23 protein-coding genes and 1 riboswitch are annotated in these 26,601 nt (G+C 62.4%); of the genes, 16 read left to right on the top strand and 7 right to left on the bottom strand.

Going from position 1 to position 26,601, the window contains the following annotated elements; genetic code table 11:
* The first annotated feature begins 139 nt into the window (after positions 1–139).
* Positions 140–1,207 (top strand): adenylate/guanylate cyclase domain-containing protein, encoded by a 1,068-nt coding sequence (locus AC1DUP_RS03495; protein ID WP_477832089.1) that lies wholly within the window; start codon positions 140–142, stop codon positions 1,205–1,207.
* 75 nt (positions 1,208–1,282) lie between these two features.
* On the opposite strand, the gene AC1DUP_RS03500 is transcribed toward AC1DUP_RS03495, so the two are convergent.
* On the bottom strand, positions 1,283–3,073 hold the full coding sequence (locus AC1DUP_RS03500; protein WP_113311180.1) for a chloride channel protein: 1,791 nt from the start codon (positions 3,071–3,073) through the stop codon (positions 1,283–1,285).
* A 207-nt stretch (positions 3,074–3,280) separates the two neighbouring features.
* Positions 3,281–3,674: riboswitch (cobalamin riboswitch) on the top strand.
* Between the two features lie 210 nt (positions 3,675–3,884).
* Here AC1DUP_RS03500 and cobU point away from each other — a divergent pair.
* The 4 genes from cobU to cobO are packed head-to-tail and all read left to right on the top strand — an operon-like array spanning position 3,885 to position 10,166.
* Positions 3,885–4,394, top strand: coding sequence for a bifunctional adenosylcobinamide kinase/adenosylcobinamide-phosphate guanylyltransferase (cobU, locus tag AC1DUP_RS03505; RefSeq protein ID WP_113311179.1), 510 nt, complete (start codon positions 3,885–3,887; stop codon positions 4,392–4,394).
* Positions 4,395–4,398: 4 nt separating this feature from the next.
* The gene (gene cobW, locus AC1DUP_RS03510) at positions 4,399–5,445 is read left to right on the top strand and encodes a cobalamin biosynthesis protein CobW (protein ID WP_477832090.1); all 1,047 of its coding nucleotides are present in this window, start codon (positions 4,399–4,401) and stop codon (positions 5,443–5,445) included.
* A 12-nt stretch (positions 5,446–5,457) separates the two neighbouring features.
* Positions 5,458–9,537 (top strand): cobaltochelatase subunit CobN, encoded by a 4,080-nt coding sequence (cobN, locus tag AC1DUP_RS03515; protein ID WP_477832091.1) that lies wholly within the window; start codon positions 5,458–5,460, stop codon positions 9,535–9,537.
* Positions 9,534–10,166 carry a cob(I)yrinic acid a,c-diamide adenosyltransferase gene (cobO, locus tag AC1DUP_RS03520; RefSeq protein WP_477832092.1) on the top strand — a complete coding sequence of 211 codons (633 nt, stop codon included), beginning with the start codon at positions 9,534–9,536 and terminating at the stop codon, positions 10,164–10,166. The genes cobN and cobO overlap by 4 nt, the downstream gene beginning before the upstream one ends.
* Before the next feature lie 3 nt (positions 10,167–10,169).
* Here the strand turns inward: cobO and AC1DUP_RS03525 are convergent, their stop codons facing one another.
* Positions 10,170–10,964 carry a helix-turn-helix domain-containing protein gene (locus AC1DUP_RS03525; protein WP_477832093.1) on the bottom strand — a complete coding sequence of 265 codons (795 nt, stop codon included), beginning with the start codon at positions 10,962–10,964 and terminating at the stop codon, positions 10,170–10,172.
* On the bottom strand, positions 10,964–11,329 hold the full coding sequence (locus tag AC1DUP_RS03530; protein ID WP_477832094.1) for a nuclear transport factor 2 family protein: 366 nt from the start codon (positions 11,327–11,329) through the stop codon (positions 10,964–10,966). The genes AC1DUP_RS03525 and AC1DUP_RS03530 overlap by 1 nt, the downstream gene beginning before the upstream one ends.
* A gap of 199 nt (positions 11,330–11,528) precedes the next feature.
* Between AC1DUP_RS03530 and AC1DUP_RS03535 the strand changes: the two genes are divergently transcribed.
* The gene (locus tag AC1DUP_RS03535; protein ID WP_477832095.1) at positions 11,529–12,182 is read left to right on the top strand and encodes an isochorismatase family protein; all 654 of its coding nucleotides are present in this window, start codon (positions 11,529–11,531) and stop codon (positions 12,180–12,182) included.
* A gap of 229 nt (positions 12,183–12,411) precedes the next feature.
* The gene (locus AC1DUP_RS03540) at positions 12,412–13,269 is read left to right on the top strand and encodes a hypothetical protein (RefSeq protein WP_477832096.1); all 858 of its coding nucleotides are present in this window, start codon (positions 12,412–12,414) and stop codon (positions 13,267–13,269) included.
* Positions 13,270–13,301: 32 nt separating this feature from the next.
* On the opposite strand, the gene AC1DUP_RS03545 is transcribed toward AC1DUP_RS03540, so the two are convergent.
* Entirely contained in the window at positions 13,302–14,087 is a 786-nt protein-coding gene (locus tag AC1DUP_RS03545) for a TSUP family transporter (RefSeq protein WP_477832097.1), read from the bottom strand.
* Positions 14,088–14,202: 115 nt separating this feature from the next.
* Between AC1DUP_RS03545 and AC1DUP_RS03550 the strand changes: the two genes are divergently transcribed.
* The 6 genes from AC1DUP_RS03550 (at position 14,203) to cbiB (ending at position 20,064) form a co-directional block, all read left to right on the top strand.
* Positions 14,203–14,622: a cobalamin biosynthesis protein gene (locus AC1DUP_RS03550; protein WP_115034465.1), complete on the top strand. Its 420-nt coding sequence runs from the start codon at positions 14,203–14,205 to the stop codon at positions 14,620–14,622.
* 167 nt (positions 14,623–14,789) lie between these two features.
* Positions 14,790–15,740 (top strand): nucleoside hydrolase, encoded by a 951-nt coding sequence (locus tag AC1DUP_RS03555; RefSeq protein WP_477832098.1) that lies wholly within the window; start codon positions 14,790–14,792, stop codon positions 15,738–15,740.
* Positions 15,741–15,936: 196 nt separating this feature from the next.
* Entirely contained in the window at positions 15,937–16,785 is an 849-nt protein-coding gene (cobA, locus tag AC1DUP_RS03560) for a uroporphyrinogen-III C-methyltransferase (protein ID WP_113299359.1), read from the top strand.
* The gene (locus AC1DUP_RS03565; RefSeq protein ID WP_477832099.1) at positions 16,782–18,089 is read left to right on the top strand and encodes a cobyrinate a,c-diamide synthase; all 1,308 of its coding nucleotides are present in this window, start codon (positions 16,782–16,784) and stop codon (positions 18,087–18,089) included. Before cobA ends, AC1DUP_RS03565 begins: the two co-directional genes overlap by 4 nt.
* Complete coding sequence (gene cobD / locus AC1DUP_RS03570) at positions 18,086–19,087, top strand: threonine-phosphate decarboxylase CobD (protein WP_477832100.1); 1,002 nt, start codon at positions 18,086–18,088, stop codon at positions 19,085–19,087. The genes AC1DUP_RS03565 and cobD overlap by 4 nt, the downstream gene beginning before the upstream one ends.
* Positions 19,084–20,064 carry an adenosylcobinamide-phosphate synthase CbiB gene (gene cbiB, locus AC1DUP_RS03575; protein ID WP_113299356.1) on the top strand — a complete coding sequence of 327 codons (981 nt, stop codon included), beginning with the start codon at positions 19,084–19,086 and terminating at the stop codon, positions 20,062–20,064. Before cobD ends, cbiB begins: the two co-directional genes overlap by 4 nt.
* A gap of 8 nt (positions 20,065–20,072) precedes the next feature.
* Here the strand turns inward: cbiB and AC1DUP_RS03580 are convergent, their stop codons facing one another.
* Positions 20,073–21,266, bottom strand: a complete 1,194-nt coding sequence (locus AC1DUP_RS03580; RefSeq protein WP_477832101.1) for an MFS transporter — start codon at positions 21,264–21,266, stop codon at positions 20,073–20,075.
* 404 nt (positions 21,267–21,670) lie between these two features.
* On the opposite strand from AC1DUP_RS03580, the gene AC1DUP_RS03585 reads away from it, so the two are divergent.
* A complete protein-coding gene (locus AC1DUP_RS03585; protein ID WP_477832102.1) occupies positions 21,671–22,582 on the top strand; it encodes an agmatinase in 912 nt (303 codons plus the stop codon).
* A gap of 33 nt (positions 22,583–22,615) precedes the next feature.
* Here the strand turns inward: AC1DUP_RS03585 and plsY are convergent, their stop codons facing one another.
* The gene (gene plsY / locus AC1DUP_RS03590; protein WP_477832103.1) at positions 22,616–23,278 is read right to left on the bottom strand and encodes a glycerol-3-phosphate 1-O-acyltransferase PlsY; all 663 of its coding nucleotides are present in this window, start codon (positions 23,276–23,278) and stop codon (positions 22,616–22,618) included.
* A gap of 182 nt (positions 23,279–23,460) precedes the next feature.
* On the opposite strand from plsY, the gene AC1DUP_RS03595 reads away from it, so the two are divergent.
* Entirely contained in the window at positions 23,461–24,969 is a 1,509-nt protein-coding gene (locus AC1DUP_RS03595) for a winged helix-turn-helix domain-containing tetratricopeptide repeat protein (RefSeq protein ID WP_477832104.1), read from the top strand.
* Positions 24,970–25,104: 135 nt separating this feature from the next.
* Complete coding sequence (locus AC1DUP_RS03600) at positions 25,105–25,533, top strand: L,D-transpeptidase (protein WP_477832105.1); 429 nt, start codon at positions 25,105–25,107, stop codon at positions 25,531–25,533.
* Here AC1DUP_RS03600 and AC1DUP_RS03605 read toward each other — a convergent pair.
* Entirely contained in the window at positions 25,523–26,245 is a 723-nt protein-coding gene (locus AC1DUP_RS03605) for a Crp/Fnr family transcriptional regulator (RefSeq protein WP_113299350.1), read from the bottom strand. The genes AC1DUP_RS03600 and AC1DUP_RS03605 overlap by 11 nt on opposite strands.
* Positions 26,246–26,601: the final 356 nt, after the last annotated feature.

Below are 26,601 nucleotides of genomic sequence, written 5' to 3' on the forward strand. Positions count from 1 at the left end.
TGGAGGTTCCGAAATTAACGATCATATTCAGTGGCTTATAGACGAGGGAATCAGGAGCGAACATATCGGTGAGCTCATTGCCGGTTTGTGCGATCGGCTGATCGCGGATGGCTTTCCCATCTGGCGAGGCAGTATCGCGATGCCATCCATTCATCCCATGTATGCCGGCATCTCGGCCAATTTCGTGCGGGGCGGCGCGACCACCATCGAGAGGGCCGAATATGGCAGCGCGGCGCAGCTGAGCTTCGAGAAGACGCCGATCTATTATCTGTTGGGCCGAGGCGAAACGTTGGGGCGCTGGATCCTTGCCAAGGGGGAGGGTGTCGACGACTATCCGCAGCTTGCAGAATTCGCGCTTGGCGGCGGTACGGATCATCTGGTCAGCCTGCTGGAGTTTCCGAAGGAGGCCGCGTTGCGCGGGGTCAGCCTGTCCCTGACAAGCGACAGGCCGGGCGGATTTTCCAATGATCAGCTGACGATTATCGCAAAGCTTTTCCCGGCACTGGGGCTTGCCTGCTACCGCATCGCGGCATCGAGAACCGCCTCGGACATCCTTGCTGTCTATACAGGCGCTAAGACGAGTGCGCGCATCCTTGCGGGCGAGGTCCAGAGGGGAACGGGAGGCGCCATCAATGCCGCGATCCTGCTTGCTGACCTCAGAAACTTCACGGCGTTGACCGAAGTCTATCAACCCGGTGAGATCGCCGGGTTTCTGAACGAGCATTTCGAGCTGATCGGCCGCCATGTCGAGGAAAATTCCGGCGAGATCCTCAAGTTCATGGGCGACAGCGTATTGGCGATCTTTCCGACAGGCGGTGAAGACGGCGAGGATCCCGAGAAGGCCTGCATGGCTGCGCTCGCCTCGACCCGAAATGTTCTGGAGGCAAACGAGGCGCTCAATCGTCGGCGGATGCGCGAGGGCGGGCCTGATATCGGCGTCGACGTCGTCCTGCATCTCGGCGAGGTGTTTTACGGAAATGTCGGCGCTCGCGGCAGGCTTGATTTCACCGTGATCGGCAGGGCCGTCAACGAGGCCTCGCGGCTCGAGAAACTCTGCGGCGAACTCGGCCAGCCCCTTCTGATGTCGGAAAGCTTCGCGGCCGCCTGCGGTGTCGCCTGCGAACATCTGGGATCGTTCGAATTGCGCGGCGTTTCGAAGAGGGCGGACGTGTTCAAGCTCGCGGTACCTACTACGGCAGTGGCCTGAAATCGGAATCGATTTTCAGAAAGTTTGATGCGTAGCTCTAATGGCGGCGTGTTTCTGACTTCAGCGGCAAATGCCTCAGATCTCGCCTGAAACCTCACGACGGCGGCGGTCGAGTTCTTCGCTGTAGCGGCGCAGCGTGTGGCTTTCGCTGAGCTGGCCTATCACCTTGCGCTCGATGAGGTTGTTGACGACGGCAAGCGCTTCGCTTTCGGTCTTGTCGAAGATCGCAGCCGCCTGTTTGGCGTTCATCTGCGGCTGCAGGAAGTCGTTTTTATACCGGATAAAATCGGTCAGCTGCTGGGCTTCGTCCTGCGCGCTGGTGGGGTTGGCGTAGATTTCCGGTACCAGCACGAGGCCGGCATACTTGTCGCCTTCTTCCACGAGGATGACGCGCTGCGTCGAGCCGATCGGGAAGGCCTGCTTGAATTCGTCCAGCGTTATTCCGGGTTTTGCCGTCTTCACATCTGATCGCATCAGCTTGTCGACGGTCAGGTTGCGGATCCAGCCGACATCATGGGCGCTGCGGATGCTTTCGCCGCGCAGATGAAAGCGCCATGTGGCGAAGGAATAGCCGAAGGTCGTGCGCACCACGAGCGAGGAGGTGATGACGGCGGCGAGCACCAAAGCGGTGATCGGAAAGTCGCCGGTGATCTCCAGCGCCAGGAAGGTCATGGTCAACGGCCCGCCGATGACGGCGACGGCCAGCGAGCTCATGCCGACGACGGCATAGATAACCGGCGTCAGGCTGGCATCGGCGAAATAAGGGGCCGAGTAGGCGAAGAGCTTGCCAAGCAGCGCACCCATGAAGAGCGAGGCGAAGAACAGGCCGCCCCTGAAACCGGAGCCAATCGAGACAGCAGAGGCCACCGATTTCAGCAGAAACAGGCCGATGAGTGCCGGGATGGTGATCTCATGGGCGAGGTTCAGATGCAGCGCGCCGTGGCCGGCGGCCAGCACCTGCGGCGAGACCAGCGCCAGGAGGCCGACGACGATGCCGCCGAGCGCCGGGCGGAAGGGCAGCGCGATGGAGCTTTTGCGCGCCAGTTCCTCGACGAAGGAGACGCCCTGCATGATGAGGATGCCGACGCCGGCGCAGACAGCGCCAAGCAGCAGCGCCGGAACGTAATCGGCCGGGGCGACCGCGCCGAAGCTGCCGACATCGATGATGAAATCGCTGCCGGAGAGCAGACGGGCGACCAGCGTAGCGACAAGAGCGGCGACGACGACAGGCGTCAGAGAGACGATCGTGTAGGTGCCGATGATGAGCTCGAAGGCATAGAAGGCGCCCGTCAGCGGCGCGTTGAAGGCGGCAGCGATGGCGCCCGCCGCACCGCAGCCGACGAGGACGCGCATGTCGGAGCGGCGCAACTGCAGCTTCAGCCCGAATTTCGAGGCGATGCCGGCGGCAAGCTGCGTATAGCCCGCTTCCAGCCCCACGGATGCGCCGAAACCATTGGAGACAAGATTCTGGATGGCGACGAGGATGCTGTCCGTCAGCGACAGGCGGCCGCCATGCAGCGCATTCGCCTCGATCGGGTCGACCATCGGCTTCTTGCGCCATCTGGCGAGAATGAAGATGAGCAGGCCGAGCAGCATGCCGCCAGCAACCGGGGCGGCCATCAGCAGGAACTTGTTGTCGATCTGCGAGGCGCTGAGCCTCGTCGTGCCGTCGATGCCGAAGATCAGCCTGTGCATCTCCTCCGAGACGTAGCTCATGGCGGTGACCGCAAGCCCCGAGGCGATACCGACGAGCGCGCCGGCAAAGACCATGCCCATTTCGCTATGTCGGACGAGCGCGCGCATGCGTCCCGGATCGAGGACTGTGCCAAGAGGGCCGAGGCGGCGGATATCCATTCGGGAGAGCATCATGGGGAAACTAGGCAGCAGGAGTGCAGGTCAAGGGCGGGGCCGGCATCCGTATGAGCGGCAATTGCGGCGAAATACCGGCCGGGCCGTAAAGTTTTTGTGACGTAAGCCTTTGATTAAAGACGATAATATCTGTAGTCTAAGTCGAGATGAGGGCTGTATGCACTCAGTGCGCCAATTGACATGGCGGGGGCGGGGGCCTAACCATGAATAGACATAATGGATGGTTCCGGATCGGCGTTACGCCTTCCGGATGAAAAGGGAATGTGACGGGGCGGACCCAAACCGGGCGCTTTCATCACAGCCGACCCCGCGACTGTAGAGCAGTCAGGGTCTTCCATCCGGCATTTCGACCGCTGCGTCGGCAGCCTGCGTGGTGCAGGCGGGCAAGGTGGGACAGGTGCCGGAAAAGCCACTGGAAATGCATCGTGATCAGCCGGGGCAGGACGCCTCCAATTCTACGAATCGTCCGCCTTTTCACGAGATGCAGCCGGGAAGGCGAGGCAGATCCGCTGGCACGATCAGGGGTGACCGCAAACGGTCGCCCCGGTCGCCGCCGACAACTGCGAGCCAGGAGACCTGCCATCCATGCCGGGCATAATGCCCATTCTGGGTATTCACCCGCTGCCAGCACGGAGGTTGTCTTGGCTGAAGGATATGATTCAGCGCTGCCTCTGGTGGTGCGGTGGGGTTTCCCCTTCTCCCCCGCGGGGAGAAGGTGGCCCGAAGGGTCGGATGAGGGGGCCGCAGGGTACTCCTGTCATTTGACGCTTTGCTTGTGTTCGGCGCTTTCTGCGAGGGTCGTCCGAGCATGACCGCCACCTTCATCCTCGGCGGTGCCCGCTCCGGCAAATCCCGCTTTGCCGAAAACCTCGTGACAGCCAGCGGCCTCGACCGCCACTACATCGCCACCGGCCGCGCCTGGGACGACGAAATGCGGGCGCGCATCGACCAGCACAAGGCCGACCGCGGCCCTTCCTGGACCACGCATGAGGAGCCGCTGGATCTGACCGAACGCCTTGCCGCCATCGACGGCGAGGGCAGGGCTGTTCTCGTCGACTGCCTGACACTGTGGCTCACCAACCTGATGATGGACGAGCGCGATATCGCCGCCCAGTCCGCCGCCCTTGCCACCTGGCTTCCTACGGCAAAGGCGCGGCTCGTCATCGTTTCCAATGAAGTCGGTCTCGGTATCGTGCCCGAGAATCGCATGGCGCGGGAGTTCCGCGACCATGCCGGCCGGCTGCACCAAATGATCGCGGCAGAAGCCGCGGATGTCTATTTTATCGCGGCAGGACTGCCGCTGAAAATGAAGGGTTAGTTCCATGCAGCAGAAAATCCCCGCAACCGTAATCACCGGCTTCCTCGGCGCCGGCAAGACGACCATGATCCGCAACCTGCTCACCAATGCCGGCGGCAAGAAGATTGCGCTCATCATCAACGAGTTCGGCGATCTCGGCGTCGATGGTGATGTGCTGAAGGGCTGCGGGGCGGAGAACTGCACCGAGGACGATATCATTGAACTCACCAATGGCTGCATCTGCTGCACGGTGGCCGACGATTTCATTCCGACCATGACGAAGCTTCTGGAGCGCGAGCAGCGCCCTGATCATATCGTCATCGAAACCTCGGGTCTTGCTTTGCCGCAGCCGCTGGTAGCCGCTTTCAACTGGCCGGATATTCGCAGCGAAGTCACCGTTGACGGCGTCATCACCGTGGTCGATAGCGCGGCCGTCGCCGCCGGGCGGTTTGCCGATGACCATGATGCCGTCAATGCACGCCGCGTCGAGGATGAATCGCTCGATCATGAAAGCCCGATCGAGGAGCTCTTCGAGGATCAGCTGACCTGCGCCGACCTCATCGTGCTCAACAAGACCGATCTCATCGACGCCGAAGGTCTTTCCCGCGTGAAGAGCGAAGTTGCTTCGCGCATCGCCCGCAAGCCTGTCATGATCGAAGCGAAGAACGGCGAAGTGCCCGTAAGCGTGCTGCTCGGCCTTGGCATCGGCACCGAAGGCGATGTGATCAACCGCAAGTCCCATCACGAACTGGAGCATGAGGACGGTACGCCGCACGATCACGACGAATTCGACAGCTTCGTCGTCGAGCTCGGCGCGATTGCGGATGCGGCAGGCTTTACCGAGAAGCTGAAGGGCATCATCGCCGAGCATGACGTGCTACGCCTCAAGGGCTTCATCGATGTCTCCGGCAAGCCGATGCGCTTGCAGCTGCAGGCCGTGGGTGCCCGCATCGACCAGTATTTCGACCGCGCCTGGGCGCCGGGCGAAGCACGCAGCACGCGCCTCGTCGTCATCGGCCTGCACGAGATGGATCAGGACGCGGTGCGCAAGGCGATTGTGGCGCTGGTCTAATAAGGAGTTTCGATGCATCTGCTTCTGGCTCAACAGGGAACGATCAGCGACGGGGACGAGGCCATCGACCTCGGCCAGTCGCCGGGCGATATCCTGTTCCTGTCGGCCGCCGACACCGAGCTTGCGGCAATCGCCGCGGCTTATGGCGGCGGAGCGACGGGGCATTCGCTGAGGCTTGCGAGCCTGATGAGCCTGAAGCATCCGATGTCGGTCGATACCTATATCGAGCGCACGGCGCGGCATGCGAAGCTGATCATCGTGCGAGCGCTGGGTGGGGCGAGCTATTTCCATTATGCGCTGGAGGCGTTGCATGCGGTTGCCGCCCGCAACGGGGCGCTGATTGCGGTGCTGCCGGGGGATGCGCGGCCGGATGCGGGGCTGACGCCGTTTTCGAATCTGGCGCTCGATGATCTGAATGCGCTCTGGGGGTATCTGATCGAGGGCGGTGACGCCAATGCGCGGGGCTTTCTGGCCTATGCGGCGGCGATGCTGTCCGGGGCGGAGAAGCCGGCGCCGGCCGCGCCGCTGATGAAGGCGGGGATCTGGTGGCCGGGGCGGGGGCTTGTCGGGATTGAGGAGTGGAAGGCGGTAGCAGGTTCTGCCTTCTCCCCAGCGGGGAAAAGATGCCCGACAGGGCAGATGAGGGAGGCGAGCGACGGAGGAAGCGAGCAGCGGGAGTACGATGGCGAGGTTTGTGGCGTGGCCCCCTCATCCGACCCTTCGGGCCACCTTCTCCCCGATGGGGAGAAGGGACGGTCGGTGCCGACTGTCGCCATCGCATTCTACCGCGCCCTCGTTCAAAGCGGCGAAACCCGCCCTGTCGAAGCACTCATCGAAGCCTTGCAGGCACAGGGCCTGCGCCCGCTGCCGGTCTTCGCTTACAGCCTCAAGGATCCCGTCTCCAAAGGCATACTTGAATCTATCTTCGCCGACCTCAAGCCCGATGTCGTCATCAACACGACCGGCTTTGCCGTCTCCGCACCCGGCGCCGATCGCCAGCCGACAGTGCTGGAGGCCAATGACGCCATCGTGCTGCAGGCGATCTTTTCCGCTTCGTCGCGGGAAGCCTGGGCCGCTTCCTCACAAGGCTTGTCGGCGCGTGATCTCGGCATGAATGTCGCGTTGCCGGAGGTGGACGGCCGGGTACTGTCGCGCGCCGTCTCCTTCAAATCGGCGGCGCGCTACGATGCTGCGGTCGAGGCCAATATCGTTTCCAGCGATCCGGATGCCGGGCGCATGCGCTATGTCGCTGCGCTTGCGGCTAACTGGGCGCGGCTGCGGCAGATGCCTGTGGAGGGACGGCGGGTCGCGCTCGTCATGGCGAATTATCCGAACCGCGACGGACGGCTCGGCAATGGCGTCGGCCTCGATACGCCAGCCGGCACGATCGAAGTCATGCGGACGATGAAGAAGGCCGGTTATCCGGTCGCCGATATTCCTGATGATGGCGATGCGTTGATACGGCATCTGATGCAGGGGCCGACCAATTCCGGCTTCGATGGCAAGGTCGTGCGCGAAACGATTTCCCTGAGTCGATACAATGATTTCCTGGAATCTCTTCCCGCTCAGATTCAGGATGAAGTCAGCGCGCGCTGGGGTTTGCCGGAGAGCGATCCCTATGTCCGCGATGGCGCTTTCGCCCTGCCTTTTGCGCGGTTCGGCGACTTGCTGATCGGTATCCAGCCGGCGCGCGGCTATAATATCGATCCGAAGGAAAGCTATCACTCGCCCGATCTCGTGCCGCCGCACGGCTATCTCGCTTTCTACGCTTTCCTGCGCGAAGAATTCGGCGCGCAGGCCGTCATTCACATGGGCAAGCACGGCAATCTGGAATGGCTGCCGGGCAAGTCTCTGGCGCTGTCGGAGACCTGCTATCCCGAAGCGATCCTCGGGCCGCTGCCGCATCTCTATCCCTTCATCGTCAACGATCCCGGCGAGGGCACGCAGGCCAAGCGCCGCACGGCTGCCGTCATCATCGACCATCTGACGCCGCCGCTGACGCGGGCCGAAAGCTACGGGCCGCTGAAGGATCTGGAGGCGCTGGTCGATGAATATTACGAGGCGTCGGGTGGTGATCCCAGGCGCATCCGGCTGCTCTCGCGGCAAATCCTCGATCTTGTTGCGGATATCGGGCTCGATCGTGATGCGGGGATTGCCAAGGGTGAGAGCGAAGGCGAGGCGCTGAAGAAGCTCGATGCCTATCTCTGCGATCTCAAGGAAATGCAGATCCGTGACGGGCTGCATGTGTTTGGATTGTCGCCCGAGGGGCGCCTGCTGACGGATCTCACCGTGGCGCTGGCGCGGGTGCCGCGTGGGCTGGGTGAGGGTGAGGATGCGAGTTTGCAGCGCGCGATTGCCGGGGATGCTGGGTTCAGTTTCCCGCTTCTCCCCAGCGGGGAGAAGATGTCCGTCAGGACAGATGAGGGGGTGAGCGACGGTAGGAGCGAGCGGCTGAGCATAGGCGAAGCCGAGTCTGCGGCCCCCTCATCCGACCCTTCGGGCCACCTTCTCCCCGCTGGGGAGAAGGGGAGCCGCGCGCTTCAGCGTTCCTTCGATCCTCTCGATTGCGATATGGCAGCGCTTTGGACTGGTCCACGTCCACCAATCCTCGCCGATATTACCGACGCTCCCTGGCGCACCAACGGCGATACGGTCGAGCGCATCGAACTGCTCGCCGCCAAGCTCGTCTCCGGCGAACTCGCATGCCCAATTCTCTGGTTCCAAACCAGACGGGTACTCGACGAAATCGAGGCCCGCCTGAAGCCATCTATCCTCGCCTGCGGCCCCGCCGAGATTGACGCCCTCCTGCGCGGCCTCGACGGCCGTTTCATCCCACCCGGCCCGTCCGGAGCGCCGACACGCGGGCGGCCTGACGTCCTGCCGACGGGGCGGAATTTCTACTCCGTCGACAGCCGCGCGGTGCCAACGCCGGCAGCCTATGAGCTCGGCAAGAAATCCGCAGAATTGCTGATCCGCCGTTACGTACAGGATCACGGCGAATGGCCCGTCTCCTTCGGGCTGACGGCCTGGGGCACGTCGAACATGCGCACCGGTGGCGACGATATTGCCCAGGCGCTGGCCCTGATCGGCGTCAAGCCCGTGTGGGACATGGCCTCGCGGCGGGTCACCGGCTACGAGATCATTCCGCCCGCCATGTTGCGGCGGCCGCGGGTGGATGTGACGCTGCGTATATCGGGCTTTTTCCGCGATGCATTCCCGGAGCAGATCGCGCTCTTCGACAAGGCGATCCGAGCCGTCGGCGCGCTCGAGGAGGATGCCGCGGATAACCCGATTGCCGAGCGCATGCGCGGCGAGGCGGCGCGGCTGACCGCTGCCGGGCTCGATGAGAAGGCCGCCGCAAAGCGGGCCGGCTATCGCATCTTCGGCTCGAAGCCCGGCGCCTATGGTGCGGGCCTGCAGGCGCTGATCGACGAGAAGGGCTGGGAGCGGCGGGCCGATCTGGCTGAGGCCTATCTCGTCTGGGGCAGCTATGCCTATGGCGCGGGCGAGGAGGGGCAGGCCGAGCGCGGGGTGTTCGAGGAACGGCTGCGGTCCATTCAGGCGGTCGTCCAGAACCAGGACAATCGCGAGCATGACCTGCTCGACAGCGACGACTATTACCAGTTCGAAGGCGGCATGGCGGCGGCGGCGGAAGCGCTCGGCGGTGCGCGGCCGGCGATCTATCACAACGATCATTCGCGGCCGGAAAAGCCTGTTATCCGCTCCCTCGAAGAGGAGATCGGGCGCGTGGTGCGCGGTCGCGTCGTCAATCCGAAATGGATCGATGGCGTCATGCGCCACGGCTACAAGGGCGCTTTCGAGATTGCCGCCACGGTCGATTATCTCTTTGCCTTTGCGGCGACGACCGGTGCTGTCGGCAACCATCATTTCGAGGCGGTCTACCAGGCCTATGTCGCCGATCCCAAGGTGCGCGATTTCATGGCCGAGAAGAACCCGGCCGCCCTGTCCGAAATGAGGGAGCGGTTGCTGGAGGCGATCGAGCGCAAGCTCTGGACGCCGCGCAGCAATTCGGCGCAATTCAACCTCACTGAAATCAACGAAACCAAGAAAAGAGCAGGCAGCCAGCCATGAGTGATGAACCAGTAGAGACAGCCGAAAAGGACGATGCCCGCCACGCCGAGAAGATGGCGAAGAAGAAGGCCGCCCGCGACAAGATCATGGCAAAGAAAACGGATGAGAAGGGCCTGATCATCGTCCATACCGGCAAGGGCAAGGGCAAGTCTTCGGCTGCTTTCGGCATGATCTTCCGTCACATCGCTCACGGCAAGCCGTCTGCCGTCGTGCAGTTCATCAAGGGTGCGATGTGGACCGGCGAGCGTGACCTGATCGAGAAGCATTTCTCGGATCTCTGCCAGTTTCACACGATGGGCGAGGGTTTTACCTGGGAAACGCAAGATAGGGCGCGGGATGTCGCGGCGGCGGGTGCTGCCTGGGAAAAGGCCAAGGAACTGATCCGCGACGAGCACAATTCCATGGTGCTGCTCGACGAAATCAACATCGCGCTGCGCTATGACTATCTCGATATCAACGAGGTGGTCGATTTCCTTAGGAACGAAAAGCCCCACATGACCCATGTCGTGCTGACTGGCCGCAACGCGAAGGACGAGCTGATCGAGATCGCCGATCTCGTCACCGAGATGGAGCTCGTCAAGCATCCCTTCCGCTCCGGCATCAAGGGGCAGCCGGGCGTGGAATTCTGATTCCTAATTAGCGAGATGGCCGCGCAGGATCGCGGCCGTTTCCTCGTCGGCCGGAAAGAGCGTTTCGATCGCGAGTTCCGACAGGGTGATATCGACAGGCGTGCCGAAGACGGTTGTCGTCGAGATGAACGAGAGCAGGCCGGCCTTAGTTGAAAGCTGCAGGGGAACGGCAATGCCGGCAAGATCGGTGTGAGTCCCGCTCGCATCTTTGGGCGCCGGATAGGACAGCAGCTCCTTAAACAGCTTTTCCAGCACCGGGTCGCCCGAGACCGAAATCTGCTGCCGCAGCCGGTCGAGGAGATGGGTGCGCCAATCCGAGAGATTGATGATGTGCGGTGCCAGCCCCTGCGGATGCAGACTGAGGCGCAGCACGTTGACCGGCGTTTCCAGCAAAGATGGATCGGCAACGGCTTCGAGCAACGGTGCAATGGCGGCGTTTGCGGCCACCAGTGTCCAGTGGCGGTCGATGGCAAGTGCCGGGAAGGGCTCATGCCCTTTCAACACCATGTTGATGGCGCGCCGTGCCGGCTCAAGGGCCGGATCATCCAGTCTACGTTCGGCAAAGACGGGGGCGAAACCCGCTGCCAGCAGCAGCGGGTTCCGGTCACGCAGGGGTACTTCGAGCCGCTCGGCAAGATGCAGCAGCATTTCGCGGCTCGGGGTCGAGCGCCCGCTCTCGATGAAGCTCAGATGCCGTTGCGAGATTTCGGCCTCCAGCGCGAGGTCGAGCTGGGTCATGCGGCGACGCTGGCGCCATTCGCGCAGGTGATCTCCGAGAGAGCGGGCGGTAGGGGTCATCAGGCGGCTTCCGGCAATTGGTCGATGAAGCCGCGGACGGATTTCAGCCTGCCGCCTTCGAGTTCGGCAAAATCCGTGCCCTTGATCAGCGCTTCGCCATTTTCAGGGCCGAGGCCCCAGGAGAAGCGCAGGTTGTCGCCATAACCATCGGCCACGCCGATCAGTTCGAAGCGGAAGCCGGGAAAGCGGCTCTGTACGGCCTCGACCAGCGAGTTGATCTGCTCATGGCCTTCGCCGCGCATCAGCGGATCGATATAGGTGGCGGCTTCGCTCCAGCTCTCGGCTATGAGAGCGCGGCGGCGGGCGGCATCCGTCTCGTTCCAGATGGCAAGGTAGCGCTCGGCGTTGGTGTTTGCGTCGTTCATCGGGTCATCTCCTTTTGATCGCCCATCAATTCCAGGCAGCGCGATCATGGGGGAAGGCAGCGCACCCTATCAATTACGCCGGAGGTAATGGAAGCCAGTTTCTTACAGGATCAAGTCCTGGTCGCGGCTTGGTGATTTGACAGGCGAGGGATGAGTTCGGAGATTTCCGGCGACCCTTTTGCCCCGGAGGAAGTCCGGCATGAAAACCCGTTCGTACAAAGCCTTAGCCGCATTCGCCATCGCACTTCTCGACGTCTCCACGACGCAAGCGACCGTGATCGACGACTGGAATACGATCAAGGTGCCGCCTGCGCCTGTGCTGAAGCCGGTCACCGTGGATAAGTCGGATACGGCGCTGCTGCTGCTCGATTTCAATGGCGCGCAGGATCCGTCCAAGGGGCCATGCAACACCAGGAACAAGCCTCGCTGCATCGCTTCGCTGCCGAAGGTGGAAAAGTTGATGGAGGAGGCCCGCAAGAGCGGCCTGCCCGTTATCTACAGCATCACGGGCGGCGCTGCGAAAGCAGATATCGCCGACGTATTGGCGCCCGACGCTGATGATCCGATCGTGCAAGCCGGGGCCAACAAGTTCATCAACACCGATCTCGAAAAGATCCTGACCGAGAAGCACATCAAGACCATTATCGTGACCGGCACGGCATCCGAAGGCGCGGTGCTGAATACGGCAGCCTATGCGGCGCTGAAGGGCATGAACGTCATCCTGCCCGTCGACGGCATGTCATCCGCCGATCCTTATGCCGAGCAATATGTCGCCTGGCATTTCGCCAATGCGCCGGGTGTTTCGGCCAAGACGGTGCTGACGACAATCGACGAGATCAAGTTCAGCGGCTAGCTTTTCCGGGAATGAGGCGGAGCGGGCACCTGTGCACTCGTCTTTTCCATCTCTTTTATTCCATTTCCACTTTCCGATTTCTGGTTCTGCAATCCAAGCTTGCGGCCGGTCAGCCCGGAACAAGCAATCACAGATATTGGCTTGTGCGCTGGATACCACCTGAATGGTGGTTCAGCCCCGGGTCGAAGGTTTCGGCGCGGCGTCTCCCTTCCATCGCGAGGAGCATAACGTGTCATCTATCAGCACTGAGATTTTCGGCCGGCTCGCGGGCTCTTCTACGGCCGCAAGTATTCTAGCAGGCAAGCCTAAGGATGGGACGAAAAGCGCGGATGCTACCGGCGATTCCAACCCTCTCGTTGCCTTGTTATCATCCGGCCCGGAAGAGGACGATGACGATCACACCTATGATGCCTCGGGACGATCTTCGGGTATCGTGAGGATGAGCGCGGCGTCCGCTGCCGGCATCCAGGATCTTGGTGACGAGGGCTGGTTTGGCGATGAGAACGGCAACCCGTTGCCCGTGAAACTCGTGGTCAAGATGGGCGATAAGGTCGTGGCGCGCGTCTACGAGGGTGGCGGCACCATCGTCGCCAATGGTTTCGACCCTTCGGCCCTCAAGATCGGCCCCTTGAGCGAAGGCCTCGAGTCGACCATGACCGAAGATGAACTGACCGATTTTCGCATGGCCCAGGTGATGAAATTCTTCTCGAACATGGGCGCTACGTTCGAAGCATCCTCAGGCGGGCGCGACAAGGGTGTCGGGGATACGCGGAGCGGAATTCTGACGAGTGCGCGGTCTGGAAGGGCGGAGGACGAAGAGGCGGCATCGGGCGATGAAGCCGGGAATGCGAGCGAGCGGACGATCATTCCGCAGGGCATGACGCTTGCCGAGGTTCTGGCCCTCAGCAACCAGGATTATATTACCGCGCTCGAGCGTGAGAAGCGCCGTGCCGCTGAAACGCCGCCTGAAGAACAGGGATCGGCCCGGCTGGCACAGGCGGCAGATGCCGGGGAAGACCGCTGGTTCGCAACGCAGCAGTCGAAGGCCGGCGAGGCTCTGGCGATCCTTCAGGAAACCCACTCGTAGCGGCGGCTTAACGAGATCGTCGGTGAGCTATCCTACAGGCCGAGCCAGACGCGCAGCGGGTTTGCCGAGTCGGACAGAAGTTTGATCGCAAAGGCGATGCAGACGATCACGAGCAGCGGCTTGATGAGCTTTGCGCCGATGCGCATGGCAAGCCGAGAGCCGAGCTGTGCTCCGAGGAACTGGCAGACACCCATCAACAGGCCGATCTTCCAGAGTGTCGCGCCGAAGCTTGCGAAGACGACGAGCGCGCCAAAATTCGAGCCGAGATTGAGGAGCTTGGTGTGGGCGGTCGCCTTCAGCATGCCGAAGCCGGCAAGCGTGACGAAGGCGAGCATGAAGAAAGAGCCGGTGCCGGGGCCGAAGACGCCGTCATAGAAGCCGATGAGCGGCACCAGCGTCAGGCCGAAGACGAAGGGCGTCATGCGCCTGTGGGTATCGACGTCGTTGAGGTTCGGCTTGACGGCGAAGAAGATGGCGATTGCCACGAGCAGCACCGGCATGACGGCCTGCAGCACCTGGCCGGGAACGAGCGTGGCGAGTGCCGCACCCAGCGCGCCGCCCATGACGGCCATCAGCGCCATCGGCAATTGTTCCGACAGTTTCACATGGCCCTTGCGGGCATAGGCGATGGTTGCCGAGGCCGCGCCGAAGAGGGACTGCACCTTGTTGGTGCCGAGCGTCTGCAGCGGCGGGATGCCTGCGATCAACATGGCGGGGACGGTGATGAGGCCGCCGCCACCGGCAATGGAATCGACGAAACCGGCAAAGAAGGCCGCCGCGCAGAGCAGCAGAAGCAGATGGATGGCAATGTCAGGCAAGATGCTGTTCCGGGAGAGGTATGCGGGGGCGGGGCTTTCGGGCGGCCTTGTTGCATTTCCCGCCTTGAGCTGCAATGGCTCCGGGGACACAGCAGGACGCAATCGGCTGATGGGAATGAGCGAAATCACCATTGATGAGGCAAGGCGGCATGTGCTCGGGCTCGGCTGCGAGCGCGGGACGCCTGATAGCGAGGTTATGGCGCTTGCCGTCGAGGCGTTGAGGGCGGCTGGTATCAGCGGGGCTGAGCTCGCGGCTGTTGCCTCGATCGATAGCCGCAGCCAGGAGGCGGCGATCCTTGCGGTTGCGGCGCATTTTGTTGTGCCTGCCGTGTTCTTCGATGCGGTGCGGCTGGAGGAAGAGACGCCGCGGCTCAGGAATCCCTCTGCCATCGTCTTTGCCCGTGTCGGCTGCCATGGGGTGGCGGAAGCGGCGGCCCTTGCGGCTCTTGGCATGGGTGCGGAGCTGGCGCTCGGCAAGATCAAATCTCAGCATGCGACAGCAGCTGTCGCCCGCATCGGGTTGCAGAAAGCCTGACGGACGCTATGGTGGCGGCACTTCGCGGCGCCGTCCGGCTGCCAGCGATTCGAATCCGGAGCATCTTCGTTTTTTGAATCACGAATGTGCTCTATCCCTTTGTTTTCACGCAATTCAAGGCGCAAAACCGCTGCAGATTTTTGCTGGAATTGCTCTGGAGGATACATATGCACAAGGTCATTTATGACACGGATCCGGGCGTCGATGACGCAATGGCGTTGCTTTTCCTGCACCGCCATCCAGAGATCGATCTGATCGGCATCACCACGATCTTCGGCAATGCCTCGATCGAGACGACGACGCGCAATGCGCTGTTCCTGAAGCGGGAATGGAATATCGCCGCACCCGTCGCCAAGGGAGCAAGCGTTACCATCGATCCCTCGCGCCAGGAGCGTCCGTGGCCCACCATGGTTCATGGTGAGAACGGCCTTGGCGACATGCCGGTGCCTGATGTGATCGACCTGCCGGTCGATCCGCGTTCGGCGCATCGCTTCATCATCGAGACGGTGCGCGCCAATCCGGGCGAGGTGACGCTGGTGGCCGTCGGCCGCATGACGAACCTGGCGCTGGCGCTGAAGGAAGACCCCGAGATTGCCAGCCTGGTGAAGGAAGTCGTCATCATGGGCGGCAACTTCTATGTGCCGGGCAATGTCTCGCCGGTTGCCGAAGCCAATATTCATGGCGATCCGGAAGCTGCCGATATCGTGCTGACCGCGCCGTGGAAGGTCGTCGTCATCGGTCTCGATGTCACGGCGATCACCACGATGAGCCGCAGCTATCTCGGCGACATGGCCGCCAAGGGCGACAAGGCGGTGAAGCAGCTCGACGTGCTTTCGCAGTCCTATATCGACTTCTACAAGCACGCGGTCGCAGACGGCATGATGGTGCATGACAGCTGCGCCAGCGTCTATGTCGTGGCACCGGAATTGTTCAAGACGATTACGGGTGCGGTGCGCGTCGTCTGCGGCGGCATTGCCGATGGTCAGACGGTCGTCAAGCCGGATGGCCGCCGCTTCCCGCCGGGCGACTGGGACGGCCTGCCGAGCCAGATCGTTGCCACCGGCATCGAGTCGGAAAAGGTAATAGGCCTGATCCGCGATACGCTGCTGCGCGCCTGATGATTTTCGACGGGCCGGCCTTTGCGCATCGCGGCCGGCCCGCTTTCCATTTCGGAATCCAATCAATCTCTTAGGGGTATTTCTTTTGAGGTTGATTCCGGTTCTTGCGGAGTTGATTCAGGTCCATTTTGTCAACTTCCGGTGCGCGGCAAGCGAGAGCGTTGACCTCGTCTGTCGGCAGGCCTAGATCAGCGGGATGATAGATAGCGCATTCTCACATCTGCCGGCGCTCGAGCCGGGCAGCGTCTGGCTCGTCGGGGCCGGTCCCGGCGATCCGGGCCTGCTGACGTTGCTTGCCGCCAAGGGGCTCGCCGAGGCCGATGTGATCGTCCATGACGCGCTGGTCAATGAGGAATGTCTGAAGCTCGCGCGGTCAGGTGCGGAGCTCGAATATGCGGGAAAACGCGGCGGCAAGCCCTCCGCCAAGCAGCGGGATATTTCGCTTCGACTGGTGGAATTGGCGCGGGCCGGAAAGCGCGTGCTGCGGCTGAAGGGCGGCGATCCCTTCGTCTTCGGGCGCGGTGGGGAAGAGGCGCTGACGCTGGTCGAGCACAATATTCCGTTCCGCATCGTGCCGGGTATTACCGCCGGGATCGGCGGGCTTGCCTATGCCGGCATTCCGGTGACGCATCGCGACATCAACCATGCCGTGACCTTCCTGACCGGCCATGATTCCTCCGGCATCGTGCCCGATGCGATCAATTGGGAAGCGATCGGCAAGGGTTCGCCCGTCATCGTCATGTATATGGCGATGAAACATATTTCCCAGATCAGCGCCAATCTGATTGCTTCGGGCCGTTCGGCATCCGAACCGGTAGCCTTCGTCTGCAACGCGGCGACCGGCGACCAGCAGGTGCTGGAAACGACGCTTGGGCAAGCGCCGGAGGCCGTTGCCGCCTCCGGGCTGGAGCCGCCGGCAATCGTCGTGGTCGGCGAAGTGGTGCGGCTGCGCGCCTCGCTCGACTGGCTGGGAGCTCTCGGCGGACGGCGGCTGCAGCCAGATCCTTTTCGACATGCCAACGGCCGAGGAAAGGAGACGGCATGAGCGGGTTGCTGATCGCCGCACCATCCTCCGGTTCCGGCAAGACGACGGTGACACTTGGGCTGCTGCGGGCGCTGCGCAATCGCGGCGTGGCCGTCGCACCCGGCAAGGCTGGCCCCGATTATATCGACCCGGCGTTTCATGCTGCGGCAAGCGGCACGCTCTGCCTGAATTTCGACCCCTGGGGAATGCGGCCTGAACTGATTTCCGCCAATGCAACGCTGCATCGCTCCGGCGACCGCGTGCTGCTGATCGAGGGCATGATGGGCCTCTTCGACGGTGCTGCGGACGGGCGCGGCACGGCGGCCGATCTCGCGGCGCAGCTCGGGCTTTCCGTCGTGCTCGTCGTCGATGCCTCGCGGCTGTCGCAGTCGGTGGCGCCGCTCGTCAGCGGCTTTGCCGGTTTCCGGGCCGATGTGCGCATTGCYGGCGTCATCCTCAACAAGGTCGGCAGCGACCGGCATGAGGCGATGCTGCGCCAGGCGCTGGAAGCGATCCGCATGCCCATCGTTGCCGTCATCCGCAAGGATGCGATGCTGGGGCTGCCAGAGCGGCATCTGGGGCTGGTACAGGCGGGCGAACATGGCGCGCTCGACGCGTTTATCGACTATGCGGCGAATGCCGTTTCCGAAGAGTGCAATTTCGAATTCCTGATGCGCATCGCGCGTCAGGGCATGAACCGGCCGTCGGCTGCCAATATTGCCCGGCTGATGCCATTTGGCAGGCACATTGCCGTTGCCCGCGATATCGCCTTTGCCTTCTGCTACGAGCATATGCTGCTCGGCTGGCGGCGGCGCGGCGCTGAGATTTCCTTCTTCTCGCCGCTGGCCGACGAAGGCCCGTCCGTCACTGCCGATGCGATCTATCTTCCCGGCGGCTATCCCGAACTGCATGCGGGCAGACTCGCGGCTTCGCAGAATTTTGCCGTGGCGATGAAGGCTGCGGCCGATCGCGGGGTGCGCATCTATGGCGAATGCGGCGGCTACATGGTGCTGGGCGATGGGCTGATCGACGAGAAGGGCGAGCGCCATGAAATGCTCGGCCTGCTGCCTCTCGTCACCAGTTATGAGACGCGCAAGCGGCATCTCGGCTATCGCCGTGTTACACCGCTCGATGGAGCCTTTTTCGACAGGCCGATGACGGCGCATGAATTCCACTATTCGACGATCGTCTCCGAAGGGAAGGCCGACCGGATGTTTGCCACGCAGGATGCGCTCGGCAACGATCTCGGCCTCGCCGGCTTGCGGCGCGGACAGGTGGCCGGCTCCTACATGCATCTGATCGATCTTGCGGGAGCAGCCGCATGAATGCGCCGATCGTGCATGGCGGCGGCATTACCGCAGCGGCGGCAAGCTTCGGTGGACGGCTGGAGGACTGGCTCGATCTTTCGACCGGCATCAATCCCAATCCGGTGACGCTGCCGGAGATACCGGCGCGGGCGTGGCATCGCCTGCCGGACCGGCATCTGGTCGAGACGGCACGGCATGCGGCGCGCGATCATTATCGCAGCGGCGCGATCCTGCCGCTGCCGGTTCCCGGCACGCAATCGGCAATCCAGCTTCTGCCGCGGCTGATCGCGCCGGGGAGGCGAGTGGCGATCCTGTCGCCGACCTATGGGGAATATGCGCGGGCGTTCAGCGCTGCCGGTTTCGTGGTCGATGCGGTCAGCGATATCGATGACATCGGTGTGCAGCATGGGCTGGCGGTGGTCGTCAACCCGAACAATCCCGACGGTCGGATTTATGCGGCCGACAGGCTGGAAGCACTGCATGAGCGGCTGAAGTCGGGCGGTGGTTTTCTGGTGGTCGACGAGGCCTTCGGCGATACCAGCCCGGAAGCCAGCCTCGCGCCACGTGCATCAGGGCTTTCGAACCTGATCATCTTCCGCTCCTTCGGAAAGTTCTTCGGGCTAGCAGGACTGAGGCTCGGCTTTGCCATTGCACGGAGCGATATCCTCCAGCATTTCGAGGACTGGCTCGGTCCCTGGGCGGTTTCGGGGCCGGCACTGTCAATGGCGAGCTCGCTATTGAATTCGGATGTCTCCGCCATTGCCGGCTCGATTGTCGAGCGTCAGGCGGGCCTGCATGCCGTGCTTGCCGAGGCCGGGCTTGCCGTTGCCGGCGGCACGCCGCTTTTCACCCTCGTTGCCGACGCGAAGGCCGGTGACATTTACACGACTCTCTGCCGCCATCATATTCTCGTCCGCCGGTTCGATTACGCGCCGGACTGGCTGCGCTTCGGCCTTGCGCCTGACGCTGCTGATGATGCACGACTTGCCGCGGCCCTTCGGAGCTTTGACCGATGAATTTGGATGAACATTCTCTCGTGCTGGTTCTGGCGTTGCTGCTTGACCGCATCATCGGCGATCCGCAATGGCTGTGGCTGCGCGTTCCGCATCCGGTCGCCATCTTCGGCAGGGCAATCGCCTATTTCGATCAGCATTTCAACCGCGACAGTCTGAGCAAGGCGCAGCGCCGGCAGAACGGTGTAGTGGCTATCCTCGCGCTCTCGGGGCTTGCGATCGTCACCGGCCTGGTGCTGCACTGGTTCCTCATGCTTTTCGGCCCCGTTGGCATCCTGCTCGAAGTCTTCTGCGTGGCGATCTTCCTGGCGCAGAAGAGCCTGTCGGACCATGTCGCGGCGGTTGCCACGGCATTGAAGAACGAAGGCCTTGTCGGCGGGCGCAAGGCGGTGTCGCGTATCGTCGGGCGCGATCCGGAAACGCTGGACGAGCCGGGCGTCTGCCGCGCGGCGATCGAAAGCCTGGCCGAGAATTTCTCCGATGGCGTCGTGGCACCAGCGCTCTGGTATGCGATCTTCGGCCTGCCGGGCCTGTTCTTCTACAAGATGCTCAATACGGCTGACTCGATGATCGGCCACCGTTCGGAAAAATACGTCGATTTCGGCTGGGCCTCGGCCCGGCTCGACGATATCGCCAACTGGCCGGCGGCGCGCCTTTCCATCCTGCTGATTGCCGTCGGTGCCGGCATCCGCCGCGGCACGGCGGCTTTCCGCGAAGCCTTCCGCGTCGGCATCCGCGACGGCAAACTGCACCGCTCGCCGAATTCCGGCCGCCCGGAAGCGGCAATGGCCGGCGCGCTCGATCTGCAGCTTGCCGGCCCGCGCGTCTATTCGGGTGTGGTGGTGCGCGAGCCGATGATCAACGGCACGGGCCGGGATGTGGCGACGGCAGGGGACGTGGAGGCCGGGATCTCTGTCTTTCAGGCGAGCTGCATGGCCCTGACGCTGCTTGCCTTCGTGGCTTTCGTCTGCCTGCTCTAGGTTAGCCTTCAGTCTCGTCCTTTCTTTGCCATCAGCAACACCGCCAATACACAGCTCAGCAGGCCAAGCGAGATTGGCAGGCCCTGATGCCCGATCAATTGCATCGCCAGTCCTGTTGCGGGCGAGCCGACGATGCCGCCGAGGCCCCAGACAAGAGCGAAGGCTGCGTTGCCGGCGATCAGGGCCTGGCCGGTGAAACGCTCGCCGAGCTGGATCAGCGACAGGGTATAGATGCCGAAGGAAACTCCGCCCCAGAGGAAGACCAGTGGCCAGATGAGCCAGGCATCGAAGACAACAGGCAAGAGCAGGCAGCCGATCAGGTAAACCACAACGCAGAACAACAGCGTCCGCCGCGAGCCGAACCGTTCGGCGGCGCGCCCGAGCACGATCTGTAGCGCGGCATTGCCTGTTATGAAACAGGTGATCAGCGATGCGATGCGCTCCTCCTCGCTGCCGAGGGCTGAGCCATAGACCGCAAACAGGGAGAGCAGGATCTGCTCGAAAGCGGCAGCAGCGAAGACTGCAAACAACAGGAGCGGCGCCAGCGCGAAGAAACCGCCGACCGATATTGCCTCGCCTTCATGCCGCATGTCCGGCAGGCGAGGGGTGACCGCAAGCACGATCAGGCCGCAGGCAAGGAAGGCGGCGATACCGATCATGAAGGGCGGCCAGCCCTCGGTGCCGACGAGGCCGAGCGATAGCGGGCCGATGGCAAAGCCAACGGAAACGATCGAGGAATAGAGGCCCATGATGCGGCCCCGGCGTGATGCGGGCGTGAGCGAGAGCAGCCAGGTTTCGCTGATGACATAAAGCGGGTTGGCGAAGAAGCCGAGCAGGAAGCGTAGCGGCATCCAGACCCAGGCATCATCGATGCAGGCAATCGCGGTGAGTGTGAGCGCAGCAAGGACCGAACACAGGATCGCAAGCCGGGCTCCGCCAATACGTCGTGAGAGTGCGGGAATGAAGGGCGCGGAGACGATGAAGCCTGTCGGAGTCATTGCCGCCGACAGGCCGATCAGGGTGGATGTCGTGCCCTGTCGCTCGAGGATGAAGCTCAGCAGCGGATAGGTCAGCCCCTGCGCCACGGCGAAGACCGTGACGGTGGCGATGATACCCGCCATTGCGGCCCAGGGGATGCGATCCTCTCCGTACGGGTGCCGGTGAAGCGCTGCGGTCGGCGGAGGCTGGTGATCCGGTGTCATTCGACATTTGCCTCATAGATGCCAGAAGGCCCCGACGTTTTCCGCGTCCAGTTGTCTTGCCGGGCAGATATCGTCGATCAGCGGGAAGCTAACCTTCATCCTTCGCCTCAGTTCCTGGCGAAGGCGTATGCGCCGGAAAAGGCTCGTGATCATGCTCCTCATAGCCATCAGCCCGTGATGTCGATGCAGTGGCCGGCGATGCGGAGCGGACGCGAATGTGCAGCTATCGCTCATGATTACCTCCATAGGGTTTGAAGGTCCTGAGACCCTCGACCTGAAACAGAGGACGAATTCTGCGCGATAGGGCGGGCGCGGTAATTAAGCGCTTCCAAAAAGTTCGCAAAAACTTCCAAAGGGACTAAACAGGGCAGAACAGGATTTCGCCCCATCAGGACAACACGGACATGACCGCCTCATCTTCCTTTCTCGGCCTTCCCGATCGCCTGCCCGATGGCCGTGTGCCCCGTGCAGTGATCTTCGCAGCCGCGCACGGCAGCACCTATCCCGGCAAGGATAGCAGCGGTTATGCGCTGGCCGCCGGCGCTGTCCGCGCTGCAAGCCAGGAGGATGCCGATCTCATCGAGCACTGGGATTTCGATATCGGCGGCCCGCTCTTTGCCGGCGGGCCGGTCTCCTGCATCGATGCCGGCGAGATCGAGACCATCATGCATGACAATGCCGGCAATCGCGCCCGGATCGAGGCGAAGACGCGCGAGGTGCTGGCATTGCCGGCCGTGCCGATCCTGCTCGGCGGCGATGATTCCGTTCCCATTCCTTTTCTGGCGGCTTTCGCGGATCACGGGCCGGTCTGGGTCCTGCAGATCGATGCCCATATCGACTGGCGCGACGAGCTCCATGGCGAGCGCTACGGTTATTCAAACCCGATGCGAAGGGTAAGCGAGATGCCGCACGTCGCCGGCATCGTGCAGGTCGGCATACGCGGCGTCGGCAGCGCGCGTCTGACCGAGATCGAGGCGGCGCTGCGCTATGGCAGCCATATCGTCACCGCCCGGGAGGTTCATGCCGATGGCATCGAAGCGGCCCTGCTGCATATTCCCGAGGGCGCAAGGGTCGTCGTCACTCTCGATTGTGACGGCCTCGATCCCGGCATCATGCCCGGGGTGGCGGCACGTAGCCCCGGCGGGCTGGCCTACACGCAGGTGATCGACCTGATCGCCGGTCTCGGCAAGCGGGCGCGCATCGCCGGTTTCGATCTTGTGGAGCTTTATCCTCCTGCCGATATCGACGGCGTGTCGGCGCTGACCGCATCGCGCCTGCTCGTCAACGTGCTCGGCACCATCGTCAGGCAGGGCTGAAGCCGGGCTTTGTCTCGCAGCGTAGGGGGTCGATCAACGGCTGTTTTGCCCGAGGCGCGGCTCCGTCCCTGACAGCAGCCGCCTGATATTTGCGTGATGGCGAAGGATCACGTATAGGCCGCCTGCGATCACCAGCAACCGATAGGGCAAGGGTTGCTGCAGGCCGCAGACGAGAGCGATAGCCGTCAACGCCGCCAGCATCGAACTCAGGGAAACGATCCTGGAGATGCCGAGCGCAACGCCGAAAACCACGACAGCGCCGACGCCGACAGGCCAGGACATTGCCAGCAGAACGCCGAGCCCCGTGGCCGCCGATTTGCCTCCTATAAAATTCAGCCAGATCGAACGGCCGTGCCCCAACAGCACACCAAGACCGGCCAGGCACACAGCCCAGGGCTCGGCGCTCTGCAGATCAAGCGCTGTCGGCGGCGTATCTGATAAGACCGTCGAGAACCAGAGGTAAAACCAGCGGGCAAAGACGACTGCTGCGACGCCCTTCAGCACGTCGATGAGGAGAACCGCCAGCGCAGGCCATTTGCCGAGGGTTCGCAATACATTCGTTGCTCCGGTGGATCTGGAGCCATGCTCGCGGATATCGATGCCCTTCAGCAGTTTTCCCGCCAGATAGCCCGTGGGTAGGGAGCCGAAGAGATAGGCGACCGCCAATCCAACCAGACTTGCTATCCAGAAAACCATGGGAACCGCCTCGATGCTCGATCTTCAGGTGGTCATTATTTCGTTGTCGCCGCCACCGTCTGTTGCTTGATTTACACAGATCGCATCCTTGATGCCAAGCGCATGAACCGCCGCGGAATACCTGGGTCTGGCATCGGGCAGGACGGTTCCAACCCGGAATGAAAGCCTCTAGGATGCGCGCCATGCAGGGACTGCGCTTTGCCTTTGGTCCGTTCGTGCTTGATCCGGAGGCGGGGACGCTTCTTCGGAATGACGATCCCGTTGCCGTCGGGCACCGCGGGGTAAAATTGCTTGCCGCGCTCGTCGGGCGGCCCGGCGAAATTCTGGCCAAGACCGAGCTGATGGATGCGGCCTGGCCGGGCACTGCCGTCGAGGAGGGCAATCTCACCGTCCAGATCGCGCAACTGCGCAAGCTGCTGGGGCCGGCCGCTGATGGCGGTGAATGGATTTCTACGGTTCCGCGCATCGGCTACCGCTTTATCGGGGCCATCAAGCAGCTTGGCAGCGCGAAGCGAAAGCTTCCGGCGCTGCCGGACAAGCCATCGATTGTCGTGCTGCCCTTCATCAATGTCAGTTCTGATCCGGAGCAGGACTTCTTCGCGGATGGCCTGACCGAAGACCTGATCACTGACCTGTCCAGGTTCCCCGATCTGTTCGTCATCGCCCGCAGCTCGGCCTTTGCCTACAAGGGAAAGGCGATGGACGTGCGCGCGATCGCCGAAGAGCTTGGCGTGCGTTACCTGCTGGAAGGCAGCGCAAGACGCGCCGCCGGGCGCGTGCGTATCAATGCGCAGCTGGTAGACGCCGGGAGTGGCGACCATCTCTGGGCGGAGCGCTTCGACCGCAGCCTGGACGATATCTTTGCCGTTCAGGACGAGGTCACCGGCAAGATCGTCGAGGCGCTGCTCGGCCGGCTGCGGCCGATGCCGCCCCGCAACCGGCCCAAGAACCTCGATGCTTACGATCTCTGCGTGCGGGCGCGTACGCTGATGGATGATGCGCCGCAAAGTGCGCGGGAAACGCAGCTGATGCTGACACGGGCCATTGCGCTCGACCCTGACTATGCCGAGGCCCATCGCTGGCTTGCGCTGAACCACTGGATGGGATGGGTGCATAGCGGTGGACCGACGGACGCTGACCGCAGCGTTGCCCTGGAACTTGCGCGCAAGGCCGTCGCGCTCGATCCCAACGATGCCGGCAGCCGCTGGGTGCTGGCCTACCTGCTTGCCTACGAGCGCAGCTTTTCAGAAGCCGATGCAGAATTTGCAAAAGCCATCGCGCTAGACCCGAACGAGGCAGACACCTGGGCGGCCCTGTCAGACATTTCTGTTCTCGCCGGGCGGATCGACGAGGGTCTCGAACATATCGGCAAGGCCTTCCGGCTGAATCCTTTTCCGGCCAGCTGGTACTATCTGACGCTCGGCCAGGCGCAATATGCTGATGGTAACTACGAAGCCGTTGTCGAGACGCTGCACCGGGAGGAAACCTATCGCACAAGCTCACGCCGTTTCCTGGCGGCGGGCCTGGCCCAGCTCGGCCGGCTCGAAGAGGCCCGTGCGGAGGCCGAGCTGTTTCTCGTCGCAAACCCGCATTTCACCATCAGCCATTGGGTCGCGATGGAGCCATTCCGCGACGCAGCGACGCTCGCGCATTTCGTCGATGGCTACCGCAAGGCTGGCTTTCCGGAGTGAGATGCAGTGCGGTAACTGCCCCTGTTCTGTTAAAAATGTGATTACCATTCGGCTTAAGGCAATATACGCAGTATTGTTGTAGTTTCTCCTCTCGTTGGGTGGGGCAAGCCTTTAGAGTTCGATTGAGGGATCACTATGAAGACGTTTTTTGCGGCCGCGACCGCAGTATTATTGCTGCAATTTTCTCCGGTTGCAGCTGAAGCTGCCACGCTGGTTGCCAATATCAGCATCAGCAAGCAGACGATGACTGTGAGCCAGAACGGTTGGGTCAAGTATCGCTGGAAGGTTTCGACGGCGCGCAAAGGTTATTCCACGCCCACCGGTTCGTGGAGCGCCAAGTGGCTGTCGCGCGATCACCGCTCGAAGAAATACGACAATGCGCCAATGCCATTCGCGGTGTTCTTCAACGGCGGTTATGCCGTTCACGCCACGTTTGAACGCAAGCGTTTGGGCACGCCGGCCTCGCATGGCTGCGTGCGCCTCGATCCCGCCAATGCGGCGGCGTTCTTCTCGATGGCGCAGGAAAACGGTCTTGCCAATACGCGCGTGGTGATCACGCGGTAATCATGCGCTCCAGCTGATCCATATCGGGAACGACGATGTGACGATTGTTTTCGATGCGGATGACGCCCTGCTTGCGCAGCTTCGTCATCTGGCGGCTGACGGTTTCGATCGTCAGCCCCAGGAAATCGGCGATCTCGCTGCGTGAGAGCGGCAAGTCGAAGGCAGCGCTGCTGGTCGTTTCCGGCTCTGCATGCGTGGCGACGAGATAGAGAAGGCTTGCGACCTTTTCCTGGGCCGTGCGGCGGCCGAGCGTCAGCATCCATTCCCGCGCCGCATCCAGCTCCTTCAGCGCCTGGGCGTGCAGGTTATGCTGCAGTTCCGGCGTATCCGATATCATCCGGTCGAGCAGCCCGCGGGGGAAGACGCAGATTTCCGTCGGCGTGGCCGCTTCGGCCGACAATGTACTTTCCGGTACGAAGGGGCGGCCGATGAAATCGGGGGCGAACTGCAGGCCGACGATCTGCTGGCGCCCGTCAGGCATGACCTTGCAGAGCTTCACCACGCCATTCATGATGTTGGAATAGGACGAGACTTCTTCGCCCTGGGCGACGATCTCGCAGCCGGCATCGAGCTTGCGGCGAGTCGAGTGCTTGCAGAGCTCGCGCAGTTGCGCAGCCGCCAGCGCCCCGCAGACGACGCCGTGGCGTGCCTCGCAGACGCGGCAGGTTGCCGGAATACTTATGTCAGGATCTTCACTACGCGCGATGTCCATGTTCCGGTGCCCCGATCCGACCATGTGCCTGCGTTTGTGTTACGCTTCGGCCCCAAGGTCATCTATTCCGATTTCTTGCGTCTGCGTCTTGATCTTTATCAATTCCGACCGGATTCCAATTTGATCCAGATCAAAGTTTCCTTCTTCAGTGGGTTATTTCCCACCTTGAACACCAACCTGCTGCAGAAATATCCGGCTCTGTTTCACCCAATACGAGCCATCCGGCAGCGCCGCAATTCAACGCAAGTTTAGGTGCACGGAGGTTTCGTTCTGTGTGTACATTGCCCGTTGCAACCGTGGATCAGGACGGTCTCTGCGCCGTCGAGGCAGACGGTTTTGCCGACACTGAGGCCAGA

Source organism: Rhizobium sp. 01L419 (assembly GCF_056400025.1).